The sequence below is a fragment of the Stenotrophomonas sp. KH_036_B genome, assembly GCF_057839485.1.
On record NZ_CM174491.1, the window covers coordinates 3,841,773 to 3,856,836 of the forward strand.

At 67.2% G+C, this 15,064-nt stretch carries 17 protein-coding genes; 8 read left to right on the top strand and 9 right to left on the bottom strand.

Annotated features, from left to right (window positions below):
* The 6 genes from AC3ITN_RS17050 to AC3ITN_RS17075 all read right to left on the bottom strand — a co-directional run bounded on the left by AC3ITN_RS17050 (window position 1) and on the right by AC3ITN_RS17075 (window position 4,317).
* Window positions 1-852, bottom strand: a complete 852-nt coding sequence (locus AC3ITN_RS17050; protein ID WP_489391270.1) for an STAS domain-containing protein — start codon at window positions 850-852, stop codon at window positions 1-3.
* A gap of 196 nt (window positions 853-1,048) precedes the next feature.
* A complete protein-coding gene (locus AC3ITN_RS17055) occupies window positions 1,049-1,327 on the bottom strand; it encodes a PQ-loop repeat-containing protein (protein ID WP_313348026.1) in 279 nt (92 codons plus the stop codon).
* On the bottom strand, window positions 1,327-2,028 hold the full coding sequence (locus tag AC3ITN_RS17060) for a glycosyltransferase family 2 protein (protein ID WP_489391271.1): 702 nt from the start codon (window positions 2,026-2,028) through the stop codon (window positions 1,327-1,329). The genes AC3ITN_RS17055 and AC3ITN_RS17060 overlap by 1 nt, the downstream gene beginning before the upstream one ends.
* Window positions 2,025-2,612 carry a methyltransferase gene (locus AC3ITN_RS17065; protein WP_489391272.1) on the bottom strand — a complete coding sequence of 196 codons (588 nt, stop codon included), beginning with the start codon at window positions 2,610-2,612 and terminating at the stop codon, window positions 2,025-2,027. The genes AC3ITN_RS17060 and AC3ITN_RS17065 overlap by 4 nt, the downstream gene beginning before the upstream one ends.
* Window positions 2,609-3,367 carry a PIG-L deacetylase family protein gene (locus AC3ITN_RS17070; RefSeq protein ID WP_489391273.1) on the bottom strand — a complete coding sequence of 253 codons (759 nt, stop codon included), beginning with the start codon at window positions 3,365-3,367 and terminating at the stop codon, window positions 2,609-2,611. Before AC3ITN_RS17070 ends, AC3ITN_RS17065 begins: the two co-directional genes overlap by 4 nt.
* Window positions 3,355-4,317 (bottom strand): acyl-CoA dehydrogenase family protein, encoded by a 963-nt coding sequence (locus tag AC3ITN_RS17075; RefSeq protein WP_489391274.1) that lies wholly within the window; start codon window positions 4,315-4,317, stop codon window positions 3,355-3,357. The genes AC3ITN_RS17070 and AC3ITN_RS17075 overlap by 13 nt, the downstream gene beginning before the upstream one ends.
* Before the next feature lie 135 nt (window positions 4,318-4,452).
* On the opposite strand from AC3ITN_RS17075, the gene AC3ITN_RS17080 reads away from it, so the two are divergent.
* From AC3ITN_RS17080 to AC3ITN_RS17105, 6 genes are all read left to right on the top strand, one after another.
* Window positions 4,453-4,617: a hypothetical protein gene (locus AC3ITN_RS17080; protein ID WP_313348021.1), complete on the top strand. Its 165-nt coding sequence runs from the start codon at window positions 4,453-4,455 to the stop codon at window positions 4,615-4,617.
* A 113-nt stretch (window positions 4,618-4,730) separates the two neighbouring features.
* Complete coding sequence (locus AC3ITN_RS17085) at window positions 4,731-6,968, top strand: ATP-binding protein (protein WP_489391275.1); 2,238 nt, start codon at window positions 4,731-4,733, stop codon at window positions 6,966-6,968.
* Complete coding sequence (locus AC3ITN_RS17090; RefSeq protein ID WP_313348019.1) at window positions 6,965-7,438, top strand: response regulator; 474 nt, start codon at window positions 6,965-6,967, stop codon at window positions 7,436-7,438. The genes AC3ITN_RS17085 and AC3ITN_RS17090 overlap by 4 nt, the downstream gene beginning before the upstream one ends.
* Window positions 7,431-9,851, top strand: coding sequence for a hybrid sensor histidine kinase/response regulator (locus AC3ITN_RS17095; RefSeq protein WP_489391276.1), 2,421 nt, complete (start codon window positions 7,431-7,433; stop codon window positions 9,849-9,851). The genes AC3ITN_RS17090 and AC3ITN_RS17095 overlap by 8 nt, the downstream gene beginning before the upstream one ends.
* Before the next feature lie 46 nt (window positions 9,852-9,897).
* Window positions 9,898-10,503: a TetR/AcrR family transcriptional regulator gene (locus tag AC3ITN_RS17100; RefSeq protein WP_489391277.1), complete on the top strand. Its 606-nt coding sequence runs from the start codon at window positions 9,898-9,900 to the stop codon at window positions 10,501-10,503.
* Between the two features lie 104 nt (window positions 10,504-10,607).
* Entirely contained in the window at window positions 10,608-11,300 is a 693-nt protein-coding gene (locus AC3ITN_RS17105; protein WP_489391278.1) for a type 1 glutamine amidotransferase domain-containing protein, read from the top strand.
* Window positions 11,301-11,359: 59 nt separating this feature from the next.
* Here the strand turns inward: AC3ITN_RS17105 and AC3ITN_RS17110 are convergent, their stop codons facing one another.
* Entirely contained in the window at window positions 11,360-12,316 is a 957-nt protein-coding gene (locus AC3ITN_RS17110) for an NAD(P)/FAD-dependent oxidoreductase (protein WP_489391279.1), read from the bottom strand.
* 167 nt (window positions 12,317-12,483) lie between these two features.
* Here AC3ITN_RS17110 and AC3ITN_RS17115 point away from each other — a divergent pair, with 167 nt between their 5' ends.
* Together AC3ITN_RS17115 and AC3ITN_RS17120 are read left to right on the top strand one after the other, a co-directional pair.
* The gene (locus tag AC3ITN_RS17115) at window positions 12,484-12,765 is read left to right on the top strand and encodes a hypothetical protein (RefSeq protein WP_489391280.1); all 282 of its coding nucleotides are present in this window, start codon (window positions 12,484-12,486) and stop codon (window positions 12,763-12,765) included.
* Window positions 12,762-13,187 (top strand): response regulator, encoded by a 426-nt coding sequence (locus AC3ITN_RS17120; RefSeq protein WP_489391281.1) that lies wholly within the window; start codon window positions 12,762-12,764, stop codon window positions 13,185-13,187. The genes AC3ITN_RS17115 and AC3ITN_RS17120 overlap by 4 nt, the downstream gene beginning before the upstream one ends.
* Here AC3ITN_RS17120 and AC3ITN_RS17125 read toward each other — a convergent pair.
* Both AC3ITN_RS17125 and AC3ITN_RS17130 read right to left on the bottom strand, forming a co-directional pair.
* Complete coding sequence (locus tag AC3ITN_RS17125; protein WP_489391282.1) at window positions 13,114-14,157, bottom strand: glycoside hydrolase family 43 protein; 1,044 nt, start codon at window positions 14,155-14,157, stop codon at window positions 13,114-13,116. The genes AC3ITN_RS17120 and AC3ITN_RS17125 overlap by 74 nt on opposite strands.
* A gap of 97 nt (window positions 14,158-14,254) precedes the next feature.
* The gene (locus AC3ITN_RS17130; protein ID WP_489391283.1) at window positions 14,255-15,028 is read right to left on the bottom strand and encodes an oxygenase MpaB family protein; all 774 of its coding nucleotides are present in this window, start codon (window positions 15,026-15,028) and stop codon (window positions 14,255-14,257) included.
* Window positions 15,029-15,064 lie beyond the last annotated feature (36 nt).

A 15,064-nucleotide genomic window follows, 5' to 3' on the forward strand; every position in this document is an offset into this window, starting at 1 on the left:
TCAGCGGGCGACCTTGGTAACCGTCTGGCCGGTACGCTTGAGCGCCAGTGCCAGGGCGTCGGCCAGGTTGGCCTTGGTGACGATGCCCTGCAGGTCCAGGCCCAGGTGCACGATGGTCTGCGCGATCTGCGGACGCACGCCGCTGATGATCGCGTCGGCGCCCATCAGGCGGATGGCGGTGACGGTCTTGAGCAGGTGCTGCGCGACCAGGGTGTCCACGGTCGGCACGCCGGTGATGTCGATGATGGCGATCTCCGACCCGGTGTCGACGATCCGCTGCAGCAGCGACTCCATCACCACCTGGGTGCGCTGCGAATCCAGCGTGCCGATCATCGGCAGCGCCAGCACGCCTTCCCACAGCTTCACCACCGGGGTGGACAGCTCCAGCATTTCTTCCTGCTGGCGCTGGATCACGTCTTCGCGGGTCTTCTGGTACGCCTTGACGCTGTGCAGCCCCAGCCCGTCGATCAGCTCGGAGATCGCCCAGAGCTGATCGCCCAGCACCTTGGGATCGTCGGCGAGGTGCTGCTGGAACAGCTCGAACAACGGGCGCTTGAGCGAGAACAGGAAGCTGGCGGTCTCGGCGGAGTTGAAGCCCTTCAGCACGCGGTCGCGCGAGAGCTGTTCCAGGAAGTGCTGGATCTCCTGCCACTCCGGCCCGGCCAGGCCGCTGCCCGAGGTGGACAGGGCGGACTGGAACAGACCCCAGAACCCGCGCACCTGCGTGTCGAGCTCACGCGCCGACAGCCGGCCGTCCTGGCTCTGGCCCGCCAGTTGTTCAGCCCACTGCGTCACCACCGTGTCCTGGTGGCCGCGGATGAGGTCGAGGGTGCGCTGCTGCAATGCCGCCATGGGAGGTGGTTCCTATGAAAAAGGATGAAGAAGCCCCGGCGTGATGCACGCGCAGGGCTTCAGAGCGCCTGAGCTTAAATGAATTCAGGTAGGGCAGCTATCACAACAAACCTTCCCGCGTGAAGACCTCACGCACAAAACTAACTCATTCACACTGCGGCCGCCGCGCGGGTCGCGCGCGTGCCCGGTAGCAGGGTCAGCCGTCCTGTTGGGCGCGCCGACGACGCACGGCAAGCACCTGGCCGACCACGGCGGTCAGCAGGATCAGGCTGTTGGTCACCACGAACACGGTGGACCCCAGCATCGCGCTGTAGGCGATGAACAGCACCGAGGCAGTGATCTGCCCCACGAACAGCCACGTGGATACGCCCTCCACCGAGTTGGCTTTGTGCTGGGTATGGATCTGGCGTGCCAGGGTGGCGATGAGCACGACCGTGGCGGCCCAGCCCAGCAGATCGGCCGGCTGCTCGATCATCACGGGACCAGCCGCGCCGGCAGCAGGCCCGCGCCGGCCTCCATGACTTCGCGCTCGAGCGCCCGCAGGAAGCTGCTGAAACCCAGCGGCGCGCGCGCGGTACGGCGCGCGCTGGTGACCACCGCCGGCTGGGCGAGCCACGCGAGGCGGGCCTGGGTATCGGCCAATGCCGCCACCAGCGCCACGTCCTCGGACGTGGCCAGCGCGGGGAAGCCACCGGCGGCGAGGTACGCAGCCGCGCTGAACCCCATGTTCGCGCCGTGGATGTGGCGATGGCCATCCTGCACGACCTCGCCATGCCGGTTGAAGGCGACCCGGACCGCCTCGGGATAGTCCAGCCAGTCCACCACCTCGACCACGCCGCAGAAGGCATCGGCGCCACAGCTGACCTGGCGCCACAACCAGTCCGCCGGCACCGAGGTGTCGGCATCGGTGCTCGCGATCCAGCGTGCACCGTGCGCGAGTGCGCAGCTTGCTGCCGCCGCGCGGGCAACCCCCACGCAGCGCGCGTCCAGCGTCACGGTCATCACGCCGTGCTCGGCGCATCGCGCGGCGGTGGCATCGCTGCAGTCGTCCAGCGCAACCACCACCAGCACCGGCTCACCATCGAGGCCTGGATGCGCCGCCGCGACCGCGATGGACGCCAGGCAGTGGTCGATCACGCGTGCCTCGTTGTGCGCGGGCACGATCACCCCGATCATCGCAGGCCCTCGCAGGCGGCAACGCTGGTCGGCGACACACCCCAGCCCTGCATCACCAGGTCGGCGTCGCGATAGGTGAACGCTTCCACCAGCCCGCCGGCAAGGGCTTCGTGCACCTCGGCAGCGGAACTGAGGGCCTCGGCGAACGGGTGCACCCAGTGGCAGGCCAGCAGCAGACCGTCGTCGGTGAGGCTGGTACGCAGTCGGGTCGCCATTTCGCTCAGATCCGGTGCGGACAGGTAATAGCCCACTTCGCTGACCACGATCAGATCGAACTGCCCCGTGGGCCAATCCTGCGGGTGATGGGCCTGCTCGAAGCGCACGTTGGCGAATGCAGCGGTGGACGACGCCGCATCGGCCAGCGCGGCCGCACTCAGATCGGTACCGAGCAAGGCATCGCAGCGCTCTGCCAGCGCGGCACTCAGCACGCCATTGGAGCAGCCCAGTTCCCAGGCGTTGCGATAGCGCTGCCGGGGCAGGCAGGCCAGGGTCAGCGCACGCTTGCGCGCCTCGTACCAGCGCTGGCGGTACTGGAAGGGATCGGGTTCGCGGTAGATCTGCGCGAAGTAGGCAGCGGTATTCATCCGATCAGCACCTCGTAGGCGCGGCGGAAGCGCGCCAGCACGTATTCGGGCAGCACCGGTTCGCGGTCCAGATCCTCCACCGTGCCGGTCTGGGTGGCGAACGCCGTCATCGCCAGGCGCTTGCGCGCCTGTGAGTCGGTGCACAGCGAAATACGCTGCGCGGACGTCCACGGACCGCCCGCAGCACGTGCATCGAGCCAATGCCAGGCCCAGACCGGGTACTGCAGCGTCCGCGCGCCGCAGCTGATGGCCGCCGCACGCGCTGCACGCCCGACCGCCTCATGATCCGGGTGCCCGTCGTGCACCCACGGCGCCACCACCATGTCACCCGGCAACAGGCGGGCGGCGAGGTGCGCGGCCAGATCGGTTTCATGGCGCGCCACCGCGCCATCGGGCAGGCCCAGCGTGGTGACGTGTGACGCGTCCATGCCCAGCGCCTGCATGGCGGTGACAAGCTCTCGACGGCGGGCATCGCGCAGGCGCGCGGTCGTCCATCGAGGGTGGTCCGGATAGCAGGCTTCGCCATCGGTGACCGACACCACCTGTACCGCGATGCCTTGCGCCAGGGCAGCCTGCATCAGTCCGCCACAGCCCAGCACCTCGTCATCGGGGTGCGGCGACACCACTACCAGGCGGCGTGCACCCAGCAGCACCGTGTCCGCTTCGACGGACGGCAGCGCGTCCAGCCACACGCAGTCGTCCCAGTCTGCTTCCTGGGTACCGCGGCCTTCGATGCGCACGGTTACAGCGTCCACGGCGCCTCCACGTGCTGGACCGCACGGCCGAGCTCGGCCCAGTCGCGGTCGGCGTGGCTCTGCCGGATGAACACCGTGAGGTCGCTCCAGCGCTGCGCGTGTTCGGCCTCCAGGCACATCGGTGCCGGGCCCAGCGCGCGACCCACGGCATCCAGGACCTGCACGCAACTGCGCTCCACCACGCTGCGCACACGGATGACATCGGTCGTATGCGGTTGTGCCGGCATGGCGTCGACCCACGCGGCGAGTTCACGCAGCAACGCCGCCGAGGACTGCAGGGCCATGTCAACCTGGCCGAGCAACGCCGCGCTCTGCGCGTCGCCTTCCACACGTGGCGAACGCTGCAGGGGCGCGGCCAGCGCGACGGCGGCGCCGTACCAGCAGGCGGCAATCCCGGCACCGCCGTGCCAGAAGCCCGGTCTCGCCAGGTACGCGCCCGGACGTCCAACCGGCTCGGCCGGGACCCGCTCGAACTGCACGCTGCCGCTGGGGATGCCGCCCATGCCGGTGGCATGCCAGCGCTGTGGCTGCAGCAGCAGGCCCGGCGCATCGCTGCGGATGCAGACCAGACGCGCGCCGGCCTCGCTCTGCGTGGTGACCAGCGCCACGTCCACCAGGCCCGCGCCCGAACACCAGGGTTTGTTGCCACTGACCGTACCGCTGTCCTCGTCGAAGCGCAGGGTGGCCTGTGGCCCCTCTGCCGCCCATACCGCCGCCAGGATGCCCGGCATCAGCGGGGGGGCATGCAGGTCCGCCAGGATGGCCTGCGCGTCGTAGTGGGCTTCAAGCACCTTTGCCACGCACAGGTCCTGCCCGGCAATGTCGGCCAGGGCGCGCCAGCGTTCGAGCGTGTGACCGCGCCCGGGCAGCGGCAGCGTGGGGTGGCGCAACAGGGTATCGCGGGCAGCCGCTTCAAGCGCGGGCGCCGCATGTTCTGAAAGCTGGTCCATGCCGACGGGATACAGCGTTGCGCGTCGGGGGGCGGTGACTGATGCGTGTGTGTGCCGTGCAGCCGCTGCGTACACCGCCCTCACTTGACTGCGCACACGCTTGCAGCGCGACCACCCGCGAACAGGAGAACATGCATGAACGCCTCAGCTTCCAACCCGCTGGAGGGCAAGGACGACCAGCAGAAGGCGCATACCCCGGACACCCTGCGCAACGACGATGCGCGGTGGAAAGACAAGGACATGCCCGAACAGGAGCACACCGCCACGCCCGACGATTACGAGCGCCCGCCGAAGCCCTGAGCCGCCGAGGCGGCGTCGTCACGGTGTGAATGCGACGATGTGCCAAGCTATGTGGCCCGTCACAGGGTCTGCGTGACAGCGCACGTCAATACCGTATTGGATAGGGTTACCGAATGTCATCCTGGAACGCCAGCGAAAGCACCTTGGATATCACCCGCTGCGCCAGTGAACCCATCCGAACCCCCGGTGCCATTCAACCTTACGGTCTCGTGCTGGTCCTGGATGCCCGTACCCTGACGGTAACGGAACGCGCGGTCGCCGAGGCCGGCATTCTTGATGCGCTGGGCGACCCGCTCGGACAGCCGGTCGAGGCCGTGCTGGGCGCCACCCTGGCGTCGTGCCGGCCGGCGCTGGAGGCATTGCAACCGGACACCTCGCACTTCCTGGGTGCCCACCGCATCGGCGACCACGGCGGTCACCATGTGGTCGCGCACCGGCTGGGCGGGAACATCATCGTCGAGCTGGAGGCGCCGGTGCCCGGCGAGCCGGGCTCGCTGGAAGACCTGTATCCCTCCATCCGCCGCTTCATGGGCGAGATCGAGCGCGTGAGTACCACGCGCGAGCTGTGCGATCTGGCCGCGGCGCAGATCCGCGAGCTCACCGGCTTCGACCGCACCCTGGTCTACCAGTTCGACACGGAGTGGAATGGCGCAGTGGTCGCCGAGGACGGCAATGGCGTGCTGCCCAGCTATCTGGACCTGCGCTTCCCCGAGTCGGATATTCCGGCCCAGGCGCGCGAGCTCTATCGCCAGAACCGCGTGCGGCTGATCGCCGACAGCGACTACCGGCCCGTGCCGCTGGTACGCAGCGCGGCCAACGCCGATGCACCGCCCACCGACCTGAGCCCGTCGATGCTGCGCAGCGTGTCGCCGGTGCACCTGCAGTACATGCGCAACATGGGCACCGGCGCCTCGATGTCGGTGTCGCTGCTGCGCGAAGGCGAACTGTGGGGGCTGATTTCCTGCCACAACCAGGCGCCACAGCGGGTGCCGTACCACGTGCGTACCGCCTGCGAGTTCATCGGGCAGATCCTGTCGCTGCAGATCTCGTTGAAGGAACGCGCGCGGGTGATCGAAGAGCGCATCGCACGCCGCGCCATCCAGGTACGCCTGCTCGGGCGCATGGCGGGCGACCAGGACTTCATGGTCGCGCTGGGCCGTGACCAGCAGAACCTGCTGGCGCTCACCGAGTCCAGTGGCGCCGCCATCGTCCACCGCGGCGAGTGCATCCTGCATGGCCACTGCCCGACCGCGCAGCAGGTGATGGCACTGGTGCAGTGGCTGACCGCGCAGCCGGACCAGGGCGAGCTGTTCTGCACCGAACGGCTGCCCATGTTGTGGAAGGACGCGGACGCGTTCTCCGACGTGGCCAGCGGCGTGCTGGCGATTTCGATCTCGCAGCTGCACGACAGCTTCGTGCTCTGGTTCCGCCCGGAAGTCATCCGCACCGTGCGTTGGGGGGGCGATCCGCGCAAGGAGGACACCGGCCAGCCGCTGTCGCCGCGCACCTCGTTCGAGGGCTGGAAGGAAACGGTGCGCAAGCAGTCGCTGGCGTGGAACGAGGTGGATCGCGATGCCGCGCTGGAGCTGCGCACCGCCATCGTCGACATCGTGCTGCGCAAGGCCGAAGAGATGGCCGTGCTGAACGAACAGCTGCTGCGCAGCAACAAGGAGCTGGAGGCATTCTCGTATTCGGTCAGCCATGACCTGCGTGCGCCGTTCCGTCACATCGTGGGCTATTCGGAACTGCTGTGGGCCTCGGCGGGCGAACGATTGAATGATTCAGAAAAAAGATTTCTCGACACCATCGTCGAATCTGCACAATCGGCGGGAACGCTGGTGGATGACCTGCTGAGCTTCTCTCAGATGGGTCGCTCCACGATGGGTCAGATCACGATGGACATGACCGCCCTGGTCGAAGACGTGCGGCACAAACTGGACATGGAGTACGCCGGTCGCAGCATTCACTGGACCCTTCCGCCGCTGCCGCGCGTCAAGGCCGATCCGGGCATGGTGCGGCTGGTGTGGCAGAACCTGCTGTCCAACGCGATCAAGTTCACCCGCGACACGCCCCACCCTGCCATCGCGGTGGGCCACCGTCGCAACGACACCGAGGATGTGTTCTTCGTCCGCGACAACGGCTGCGGTTTCGACATGCGCTACGTGGACAAACTGTTCGGTGTGTTCCAGCGCCTGCATCATGCGGACGAGTACGAAGGCACCGGCATCGGCCTGGCCAACGTCCACCGCATCATCACCCGCCACGGCGGCCGCACCTGGGCCGAAGGCGAGGTAGGCGTGGGCGCGACATTCTTCTTCACCATTCCCTTTGCTACTGGAGACAACCTATGAGAGACCTGCGGCCGATTCTGCTCGTGGAAGACAATCCGAAGGACGCTGAGCTGACGATGGCTGCACTCGCCCGCTGCCAGTTGCTGAACGATGTCACCCATGTGCGGGACGGGGTGGAGGCGCTGGAGTACCTGCGCAGCCAGGGCCGCTACGAAGGCTTGCTGCATGGCGGCCCGGTGGTGGTGCTGCTGGACCTGAAACTGCCCAAGCTCAACGGGCTGGATGTACTGAGGGAGATCCGGACCGATCCCGCCCTGAGCAGCACGCCGGTGGTGATGCTGACCTCCTCGCGCGAGGAGCAGGACCTGGTCAGGAGCTACGAACTGGGCGTGAATGCGTTCGTGGTCAAGCCCGTGGACTTCAAGGAATTCCTGGAGGCCATCCAGGGGTTGGGCATGTTCTGGGGCATCACCAACCAGCCGCCGCCACACGGCACCCTGTTTGGCGCAAAGAGCAGAAAAGATGGCTGATGCCCCTACCGGCGCTTCGATCCGCATCCTGATGGTCGAAGACAATGCGCTGGATGCGGAGCTGATCGCCCTGCAGCTCACCCGCGCCGGGCTGCCGTTCACGTTCGAGCGGACCTGGTCGCATGAGGGGATGCTGGCGGCATTGCGTGCGAATGCGTTCGACGTGATCCTGGCCGACCACGTGCTGCCCGGTTTCGACGGCGACGCGGCGCTGACCCTGGCCAGTGAGGTGGCGCCGCAGGTGCCTTTCATTTTCGTCTCCGGCACGCTCACCGAAGAACTCGCGGTGCAGGCACTCAAGCGCGGCGCACGCGACTACGTGGTGAAGGCGCGCCTGCAACGGCTGCCCGACGCCATCGTCCGGGCGATCGGCGAAGCGGACGAACGGCGCAAGCTGCAGCGCGTCCAGACCGAGCTGCGCGGCAGCGACCAGCGCCTGCGCCTCATCACCGACTCCCTGCCGGCGTTGATCGCCTACCTGGGCCACGACCACCGCTACCGCTTCGCCAACCAGGCGTACTTCGAGTGGCATGGTCTGGCGCCGGATGAGCTGATCGGCATGCATACCCGCGACGTGGTGGGCGAGGAAACCTTCGCCCAGATACAGACACACCTGGACAAGGTACTGCAGGGTGAGCGGGTCAGTTTCGAGACGCTGTCGGGACGCCGCAGCGGCACGCTGCGCCATGCGCAGATCGACTGCGTGCCCGAGCTGGCCGAGGACGGCACGGTGCTGGGCTACTACGCCATGGCCCGCGACATCAGCGAACTCAAGCAGGCGCAGGCGCTGTTGAAGGCCAGCAACGAATCGCTGGAACGCCAGGTCAACGAACGCACCTCGGCCCTGCACCGCAGCGAGAGCCGGCTGCAGGCGCTGTTCGAGTCCAGCTTCCAGCACCAGAACCTGCTCACGCTCGATGGCCACATCATCGACACCAATTCGGCCTCGCTGGCCGCCATCCTGGCCACCAAGGCGGATGTGCGCGGCGCGCTCTATTGTGAATCGGCGTGGTTCGCCGATACCGAGGGCGTGCCGGCGATCGTCTGCGCGGCGGTGCTGGAGGCCGCTGGCGGCAGCGCCTCCCGGCATGAGCTGGAGCTGCGCCTGCCCACCGGCAAGCGCGCGTTCGAGTTCTCGTTCCGGCCGCTGCTCGACCACCAGGGCAACGTCACCGCCGTGGTGTCGGAGGCGGTGGAAACCACCGCGCGACGCCAGGCCGAGGAAGCACTGCGGCAGAGCCAGAAGATCGAGGCGGTGGGCCAGCTCACGGGCGGCATCGCGCACGACTTCAACAACATCCTCACCGTGATCGCCGGCAACGTGGAGTACGCCATGATGCTGACCGAGCGCCTCGGCGATGCGGCCGGCAATTCGTCGCGCGCCTTGGACAACGCGCTCAAGGGCGTCATGCGTGCGGCCAACGTCACCCAGCGCCTGCTCGCGTTCTCGCGCCGGCAGCCGTTGAAGAGCCAGCCGGTGGATCTCAACGAACAGGTGCGCGACATGCAGGACATGCTGCAGCGCGCACTCGGTGAACTGGTCCAGCTGGAGATGGTGCACAGCCCCGACATATGGTGCGTGGAGGTCGACACCAGCCAGCTCGAGGCCTCGGTCCTGAACCTGGCGGTCAACGCGCGCGATGCGATGCCCGAGGGCGGCAGGCTGATCATCGAAGTGGACAACGCACACCTGGACGCCGACTTCAGCGCCCACAACCCCGACGTGCCGCCCGGCCACTACGCGATGCTGCGGGTCAGTGACACCGGCCACGGCATGTCGGCCGAGACGATGACGCGGGTGTTCGAGCCGTTCTTCACCACCAAGGAAGTCGGCCGCGGCACCGGGCTGGGCCTGTCCATGGTCTACGGCTTTGCCAAGCAGTCCGGTGGCCATGTGCTGGTCGATTCGACAGAGGGTGTCGGCACCACCATTACCCTGCTGTTCCCGCGTTCGGCGGCGGAACTGCCGCAGGCCGGCAAGGCGGAGACGCGCGGCCTGGCCGGCTATGACATGCAGGACGAGGCCACCGTGCTGGTGGCCGAGGACAACGACGATGTGCGCGCCTACACCGTCGAGACGCTGCGCCAGCTCGGTTACCGCGTGCTGGAGGCGCATGACGGTCCGTCGGCGATGCGCCTGCTGGAACGTACCGATGTCAGCGTGGACCTGCTGTTCTCGGACATCGTGATGCCCGGCATGTCCGGCTGGGAACTGGCCAGGCGTGCCCTGGCACACAAGCCGGGCCTGCGCGTGCTGTTCACCTCGGGCTACCCGCGCGACATCGATGCCAGCGGGGAGGTCGGCAGGAACATCGCGATCCTGGCCAAGCCCTTCACCCGCAGCGATCTGGCGCGCTCGATCCGCGGTTCCTTGCGGGAAGAGGGCGCGCCGCAGGGGAGCGCCGCACCCTGATTGCGACCACTAGACGACCGGTCTAATTGAATGTACAGTGCACCCCATGAACTCCGCCACCGCCACCGAGGCCCTTGATGTCCGCGACAAGATCCTGGCTACCGGCCAGCGGATCATGGGCGGCAAGGGCTTCTCCGCCGTCGGCCTGAACGAGGTACTGACCGCCGCCGGCGTTCCGAAGGGGTCGTTCTACCACTACTTCGGTTCCAAGGAAGCCTTCGGCGAGGCGCTGCTGGAGGACTATTTCGCGTCCTACCTGGCCGACATGGAGGGCATCTTCCGCCAGCCCGGCCAGACCAAGGCGCAGCAGGTGGCGGCGTATTTCCAGTCCTGGCGTGACAACCAGTCGTTCGACGACTGCCAGGGCAAGTGCCTGGCGGTGAAGCTGGGTGCCGAAGTCGCCGACCTGTCGGAGAGCATGCGCGCCGCACTGAAGCGCGGCACCGCAGGCATCATCGCGCGCCTGGCGCAGGCGATGCGGCAGGGGGTCGAAGACGGCTCCCTGAGCCTGGACGATGCGCCGGAGAACGTCGCACAGAGCCTGTACCAGCTGTGGCTCGGCGCCAGTGTCATGGTCAAGATCGTCCGCACCCCCCAGCCGTTCGACGCCGCCTGGCAGACCACCCGCGGGGTGCTGCACCTTTCACCCTGAGTGACCCCCGGAACACGAGGCACTTCACCCCCTGAAGCGCCTTTTTTCACGACCTGTTTCTAGACGACCGGTCTACTGTTAACTACCCACCACAGGAATCGCCCATGAAAGTCCTCATCGTTCTGACCTCCCACGACGAACTCGGCACCACCGGCCGCAAGACCGGCTTCTGGCTGGAAGAGCTGGCCGCGCCGTATTACACCTTCAAGGATGCGGGCGCGGAGATCGTGCTGGCCTCGCCCAAGGGCGGCCAACCGCCGCTGGATCCGAAGAGCAATGAGCCCGATTTCCAGACCGAGCTCACCCGTCGCTTCGAAGCCGATGCCGCCGCCAACGCCCAGCTGGCCAACACCGTGCGGCTGGACAGCGTTTCCCAGGCCGACTTCGACACCGTTTTCTACCCGGGCGGCCATGGTCCGCTGTGGGACCTGGCCGAAGACACGCACTCCATCGCGTTGATCGAATCGTTCATCACGGGCGGCAAGCCGGTCGCGCTGGTCTGCCATGCACCGGGCGTGCTGCGCCACGTCAAGTCCGCCAACGGCAACCCGCTGGTCCAGGGCAGGAAGGTCACCGGCTTCACCAACAGCGAAGAAGAAGGCGTTGGCCTCACCCACATCGTGCCCTTCCTGGTCGAGGATGAACTCAAGGCGGCAGGTGGCCTCTACTCGAAGGGACCGGACTGGGGCTCGTACGTGGTCAGCGATGGCCTGCTGATCACCGGGCAGAACCCGGCGTCGTCCGCCGAAGCGGCCGCGGTGCTGGTGGCACAGGTCGAGAAGACCGCGAAGGCGTGAGGTGTGCCTGCGGTGCGCGTCCGGGTTGCGGAACGCGCACCGCATTGCGGCCGCGTGTTTCAACGTTCAAGCAGCCCCATCAGCGAGCGGTGCACCGCCACACCGGCCAGTGCACCCTCGCCTACCGACAGCGCGATGCTGCCGGCCATCCGCGCGATGTCGCCGCACGCGAACACGCCGTCCACCGTGGTCTGCTTCGCCGAATCGGTGGTGATGCAGCCACCGTCCTCTAGCCCGCAGCCCAGCTGTGTGGCCAACGTGCTGGACAGCACGGTGTCGTGGCAAACGAACAGGCCATCCATGGGCGCCCGTCGCCCATCCTCCAGGTGCATCGTGGCCACGTCATCAATGCATCGCACCGGCGTCAGTTCCACGCCGATGCCGTGCGCATCCAGCACCCGCGTCGATGCGGTGCCTGGGGCGGTCTGTGCGTCGGTACAGAACACGGTCACCTTGCCCCAGTCGGACAGCAGCACGGCCTGCTCCACGGCCTTCTCCACCGTCACGCACAACAACCCGATGCGCCCCTGATTCAGTTCGTACCCATGGCAGTACGGGCAGCTGAACACACTGCGCCCCCAGCGTTCTTCCAGCCCCTCAACGTCGGGCAGCACATCGCGTACGCCGTACGCCAGGATGATGCGTTCGGCATTGAACACCGCACCGGACACGCAGCCGACGCTGAACGCGGGGCTGGCGTCCTGACGCGTGGCCGTCAACGCGTCGTCGTTCTGCCATGAGACCGAGGGATAGCGCGCGAGCTCGGCGCGCGCCTGGGCAAGGATCTCTGCCCCGCTTCTGCCGTCTGACGCCAGCCAGCCATGCGACACCGCCGCACGCTGGTTGCGTGGCGATGCGGTATCGATGACCAATACGCTGCGACGGGCCCGCGCCAGCTGCAGCGCGGCAGACAATCCGGCATAACTACCGCCCACAACGATGGCGTCGCAGGGTGAAGCGGAATGCTGGCGCATGGCGTGCTTCCAGTGGGGAATGCACAGTGTGGGCAGGTTCATGTGGATGCCGTGCGACTGCCTGGTCAGGCAACGAACACCTTCGGCTCACAAGTGACCGGGTAGGCTGACCGTGCGCCGTTCTATCGTTGATACGGCAATCAAGCACACGACCCAGCACTGGCCCTGTTGAGCTGCGTGCCGAGGTTTTGCAGATGCCAGACACTGGCATGTTTCATCTCTACGACGTCCGCTTCAGTGCAGAGGCGGCCATTCCCACCATTGAGTTCATCCGGGCCCAGTGCAATGCGTGCCGTGGGATCTTCCGGGCGAGCGAACGCCCCTTGCTGGAAAACATCCCGGGCGGCGGCGCGATCCTGACCTGCCCCGCATGCAGCCGGCGACAGGCGATATCGGGTGCCCGCTTCGTGGAATTCGCCGCGCGCTTCCCCATGGGAAACGCGGAAGGAAGCAATCCGCTTGCCACGCCGGTTCCGGGTGAGGGCGCGTGAGCGGCATCGTCGATACATCTCCAATGAATGGCACGGTGCTGGTGGTCGAGGACGAAATAGAGCTGTCCCGGCTGTTCGTCGAGGTCATCACCCACGCCGGTTACACCGCAGTGCCCACCTATTCCCTCACGGATGCATTGGGCGCGCTCTCCCACCAGCATTTCGATGCTGCCGTGCTGGATATCGAACTGCGTGATGGCACGGTCTTCCCGGTGGCCGACCGCCTGGCGGAACTGGGCACGCCCTTCCTGTTCGCCTCCGCGGTCTACTCGCAGATGGTGCCCACCCGCCACCGGGACGTGCCGTTTGTCGCCAAGCCGTTTCGCATTGAGGAGCTGCTCGCCGGCGTCAAGGCTGCGCTGCAGGGTGGCGGGGAACCGCTGCTGGCCGCATCGGATCGGCCGGCACGCCCTCGCGGGTGATTTTCACCGGCAGGATGTGCCCGTTCGCATCGAAGTACATGCGGTCAATGGCGGTGACCCGGTGATCGCGCGCGGTGTCGCCGAGCGGGCGACGGTGATAGACGATGTACCAGTTGTCGCTGCCGGGCGCGTGGATCAGCGAGTGGTGGCCGGCGCTGGTGGCGATGTCCGGATCCTCCCGCAGGATCGTACCGATGCGCTTGAAGGGGCCGGTGACGGTGTCGGCGATGGCATAGGCCACTGAATAGTCCGGCTGGCCCCAACCGCCTTCGGACCACATGAAGTAGTAGCGGCCGTCGCGCTTGAACATCAGCGACCCCTCCACGTACTCCGGCGACGGCGTGATTTCCTTGTACAGCGTGCCGTCGGCCAGCGGCAGCACACCGCTGAAGTCGTCCTTGAGACGCACCAGGTTGGCGTGCTTCCAACCGCCGTAGATCATGTACCAGGCGCCGTCGTCATCCTTGAACACGAACTGGTCGATGGGCTGCGCGCCATTGTGGAAGGCACCGACCAGCGGCTTGCCGAGCAGGTCGCGGTACGGCCCTTCGGGATGGTCGGCCACGGCCACGCCGATGCCACCCACCTCGCTGTCGTTCTTGATGTCGTTGGCGGAGAAGAACAGGTAATACCGGCCGGCGTTCTCGACCACCGACGGTGCCCACATGGCCTGATTCGCCCACGGCACTGCGTCCATCTTCAGCACGCCGGGGTGCCGGGTCCACTGCACCAGGTCGGGCGACGAGAAGGCATCGAACGCGACCTGTGCTTCGTAGACCGTCGACGTGGTCGGGTAGATCCAGTAGCGGTCGCCGAATATCGCCGCCTCCGGATCGGCGTACCAGCCGGGCAGGATGGGGTTGCCCGACATCTGCGGGGCCGGTGCATCGTGCGTGGAGGGCGCGGCCAGCGCCATCAACGGAACTGCTGCCGCAAGCACTGCGGCCACCATCACCTTGCGCAACACCATGCCCTGCCCTCCCGTGCCAGATCGATGAATCCGCAGTTTAGATCGATTTAGGTGCGGGGTATTTGTGCAAGGCACAAGAGGCGCGGCGCCTGGCGGGTCATGGGTCGGCCTGCGCCCGAAGCCTGGCCAGGAAGTGACGGGCCGGCAGGTGCCGCAGCCAGCGCGGCTGCATCCAGTACAGGCGCGGCGCCCAACGCTGGAAGCGCTGCCAGCGGCGCGCGTCCACCGCGGTCCACGGCAACCCGAACATGGCCCGTACATGCGCCGGCAACAGCGCACGGGTCACGAACGCCTGCAGCGGCAGCGCAGGACGCAGGTACCACGGTGCCCCGCCACTCAGCACCGCCTGCAGATACGCGCGCACCTCATCATCCACCCGCAGCCTGGCCTGACGGCTCTCCCACCACATCTCGAACGCATCGGCGGTGGCGGGCCATTGCGCATCGTCTACCTGCAGGGTCCGTCCGAAGGCCCACGCCTGCCGATACACCGCCTCACGGCTGGCGGCAGGCACGGGGCCCACGAACAGCGTGTACATCTCCACTGCACCCCGGTACAGCGTTGCCGCCACCCACAACTGCAGGTCACGGTCGAAGGCGTTGTAGCCTTCGCCCTGCACCGGAACGTGCGCGCGGTTGACGTGGCGGGCGATCGCCGCGCGATCCTCATCCGTCCCCAGCGACACTGCGTAGATGTAGCTCATGGTGGCGCGCAGCCGCGAAAACGGCCGGCGCAGCGTCTGGCTGTGCCGGGCCACGCCCCGCCCCACCCCGGGGTCGGCCAGCTGCCATGCCACCGCTGCGCCTGCACCGAAGTAGATGTAGGACTCGATGTTGATGTCGGCCAGGCCGATGGAGGTGGGGGAAGGCATGCGGCCGAGTCTAGTCAGGCCGGTGTGGGGTCGCCG